Raw genomic sequence first — 3,527 nt, forward strand, 5'->3', positions numbered from 1 at the left:
GGGCGATGCTGAAGAACCCGCCGCTGCTGCTGCTCGACGAGGCCACCAGCGCGCTCGATGCCGAGAGCGAGCGCATGGTGCAGGCCGCGCTCGAATCGGCGATGAAGGACCGCACGACGCTCGTGATCGCGCACCGCCTGGCCACGGTGCAGCGTGCCGACCGCATCGTCGTGATGGAGCACGGGCGCATCGTCGAAACCGGCACGCATGCGGAACTCGCGGCCGCCGGCGGGCTCTATGCGCGGCTGGCGGCGCTGCAGTTCGATCTGTGACAACAGCCTGTCAGCGTACGCCGACATCAACTGTTACCGACGGCCGACAGACACCCGCAACCTGCGCGACCGATACTCGCGATCCGCTCGCGCGCGAGATTTTTTTCAGGAGAAGACCATGAACATCCGCAACTTCCGATCCGCCGCCGTGGCGCTCAGCGCCACCGCCGTGCTGCTGGCCGGCTGCCAGAACATGAGCGAAACGCAGAAGGGCACGGCCATCGGCGCCGGKGCCGGCGCCGCGGCGGGTGCCGTGCTCGGCAAGGTGACCGGCGGCAAGGCCGGCACCGGTGCGGTGATCGGCGGCGCGCTCGGCGCGGTGGCCGGCAACATCTGGTCGAAGCGCCAGGAAGAACGCCGCGCCCAGATGGAGCAGGCCACCAAGGGCACCGGCGTCGAGGTGACCCGCACGGCCGACAACCAGCTGAAGCTGAACGTGCCGAACGACGTGTCGTTCTCGACCGGCAGCGCGACGATCAAGCCCGAGCTGCGCGCCGTGCTCGACCCGTTCGCCGAGAGCCTGAAGAACGACCCGAACGTGCGCCTGAGCATCGTCGGCCACACCGACAACACCGGCTCCGACGCGATCAACAACCCGCTGTCGCTGGAGCGCGCCCACAGCGTGCGCGACTACCTGAGCACGCGCGGCGTGACCGCGAGCCGCATCGAGACCGCCGGCCACGGCGAGCGCGAGCCGGTGGCGGACAACAGCAGCGAAGCCGGGCGCGCGAAGAACCGCCGCGTCGAGTTGTTCCTGCGCGAGCCGGGGCAATCCTGATCGCTCCACGCATGACGGAACGGGCGCCTTCGGGTGCCCGTTTTTTGTTGCGCCGATAATCGCGCCTTCCGCAGGCAGTACCCCCATGAAACAGTACCTCGACCTCGTCCAGAGCATCTTCGACCACGGCAGCTGGCAGGACAACCGCACCGGCGTGCGCACGCTGAGCCTGCCCGGCGCCTCGCTGCGCTTCGACCTGCAGCAGGGCTTTCCGGCGGTGACGACGAAGAAGCTCGCGTTCAAGTCGGCGGTCGGCGAGCTGGTGGGCTTCCTGCGCGGCAGCCGCAATGCGGCAGAGTTCCGCGAGCTGGGCTGCAAGGTGTGGGACCAGAACGCCAACGACAACGCGCCGTGGCTGGCCAACCCGTACCGGCTGGGCGCCGACGACCTCGGCCCGGTGTATGGCGTGCAGTGGCGCAACTGGCCGGCCTACAAGGTGATCGATTCGACGCAGACGGCGCAGATCGAGGATGCACTCGCGCGCGGCTATCAGTTCACAGCCGTCTACGACGACGGCGAGGCCGAGCGGGTGCTGCTGTACAAGGCGGTCGACCAGCTGCGCCAGTGCCTGGACACGATCATCAAGGACCCCGGCAGCCGGCGCATCCTGTTCCACGGCTGGAACTGGGCCCAGCTCGACGAGATGGCGCTGCCGCCCTGCCACCTGCTGTACCAGTTCCTCGTCAGCCAGGAAAAGCGCGAGATCTCGCTGTGCCTGTACATCCGCAGCAACGACGTCGGCCTGGGCACGCCGTTCAACCTGACCGAAGGCGCGGCGCTGCTGCACCTGGTGGGGCGGCTCACCGGCTACACGCCGCGCTGGTTCAACTACTTCATCGGCGACGTGCACATCTACGAGAGCCACGTCGGGATGCTGCGCGAGCAGCTGACGCGCACGCCGTTCGCGGCGCCGCAGTTGCAGCTGTCGGACCGCATCCCGGATTTCGCGAAGACCGGGCGCTACGAGCCGGAGTGGCTCGAGAAGGTGGAGCCGTCGGACTTCACGCTGGTGGGGTACGACCACCACCCGCCGTTGACGGCGCCGATGGCGGTGTAGCGGTTCACGGCGGGCATTTCATCCCGGCATCGGCCTTGAAGGCCGATGCGCTGACAACGCAGACTCGCACGCCGTCGAAGAGCCAGACCTGCTTTGTCGGTGGCAATCCCCGCTGTTGTTCCACGAGGTTGCTCTCTTCCAGTTGAGTTCGCACACCGTCGTGCTCGACGATGATGGATCGAATATCCAGGGATTCACGCATCGCAAATCGCTCCCCAGGCTCGAATGACTTCAGGAGCAGACGTGTCGAGGAGTCCCTCATCACGACGCTGAGGTCGACGGAAACCTTCCCGCCGTTGTAGATCTCGGCGCCGCCTCGGAAGCTGAATCCCATGCTGAAGCAGCCCGACAGCACTGTGACGACAGCGACCCGCCAGCTGCGTTCAACCACTACCATGGCCACCACCCCTTTCCCGTTGTACCGTATCGGTCGGCCGCTTGTTCCAAATTGCTGGAAGCAGTGAATGCGCCTCCCGAGAATAGGTAAACCGGGAAAAATAAAGGGCCCAGCACTTGGTATTGATAGGTGTGGGCTGCCTCGTGAGATCCCAACCGAACTCTTTCATAGGGTCCGCCAGCAGCGGACGCGTATGTCGGCACCTTTTCGTCCATGCTTGGAAACGTACTTATGATGACGTTTCCAATCGTGACTGCACTTACGCCGAACGGGTAGTTGTTGACCACGATGGCATTGTCCTGGAAGGTGATGTTCGCACCGAACGGAACCCCCACGAGACCAACACCCAGCCCGACAACGGTGTYGGGAAGTGTCCAGATCTTGCCCGCAACGTCGGCACACCCGCGAGGATTTTCCAAGCATTGCTGCGTGAGATAAGCATACGCGGCCGTCTTGGCACCGTCGGCGAAATGCCCTCCCTGAATGACGGATGAAGCTCCGCCCAACACCGAATTGGTGGCCATGTTGCCGAAGAAGCCCCAGCCACTCGTATCAGGACCGTAGGTCGCCCAGCCTGCATTCATCGCGGAGGACAACGCACCTTGGCGGCAGCTGCCACCCCCGGCCCTGGAAGACAGGCACCCTACCGCTGCATGCAAAGCCACGTTCGTGAACCCACTGGTCCCGTAGTCGGCTCCCATGCTTGCCGCGTCCACCGCGAAGGAAACCGCCCCGGCATTCAGAGCCGCATGCATGTCACCCGTGCCTTGGTAGGTGTAATAGCTGGACCAGAGCGCCGCCCCCCCCGGGCCGCCGTAGTACGACGCCGCGATCGAGCCCACCGTGTAGGCCCACTGGTGCGTCATCACATAGCGATCGACCGCCGCCTGCCCCGGCAGGTGATGGATCACATTGAACGCTGACTTGGTCACGTTCTGCGTCGCGCGCCCATTGGGCTGCCAGAAGCAGTCCAGCGTGCAATACCCGCTCGGGTCCGTGGCGTTCAGCGGGTTGTTCCAGGTG

4 protein-coding genes and 1 pseudogene are annotated in these 3,527 nt (G+C 65.3%); 3 read left to right on the forward strand and 2 right to left on the reverse strand.

Translation table 11 applies throughout. The features are described from left to right. From AC1D01_RS25480 to AC1D01_RS25490, 3 genes are all read left to right on the forward strand, one after another. Positions 1-272 (forward strand): P-loop NTPase family protein (locus AC1D01_RS25480; protein ID WP_477871325.1); only part of this gene is annotated, 272 nt, incomplete at its 5' end. 118 nt (positions 273-390) lie between these two features. Continuing rightward, the gene (locus tag AC1D01_RS25485) at positions 391-1,050 is read left to right on the forward strand and encodes a YiaD family glycine zipper/OmpA-like lipoprotein (RefSeq protein WP_477871327.1); all 660 of its coding nucleotides are present in this window, start codon (positions 391-393) and stop codon (positions 1,048-1,050) included. Positions 1,051-1,135: 85 nt separating this feature from the next. Next, positions 1,136-2,107, forward strand: a complete 972-nt coding sequence (locus AC1D01_RS25490) for a thymidylate synthase (protein ID WP_477871329.1) — start codon at positions 1,136-1,138, stop codon at positions 2,105-2,107. Positions 2,108-2,111: 4 nt separating this feature from the next. Here AC1D01_RS25490 and AC1D01_RS25495 read toward each other — a convergent pair whose 3' ends face one another. Continuing rightward, positions 2,112-2,510 (reverse strand): hypothetical protein, encoded by a 399-nt coding sequence (locus tag AC1D01_RS25495; RefSeq protein ID WP_477871331.1) that lies wholly within the window; start codon positions 2,508-2,510, stop codon positions 2,112-2,114. Further along, positions 2,498-3,527, reverse strand: a pseudogene (locus tag AC1D01_RS25500) (hypothetical protein); the annotation flags it as partial. The gene AC1D01_RS25495 and the pseudogene AC1D01_RS25500, both read right to left, overlap by 13 nt.

The sequence above is a fragment of the Rhizobacter sp. P3_B12 genome, from assembly GCF_056402895.1.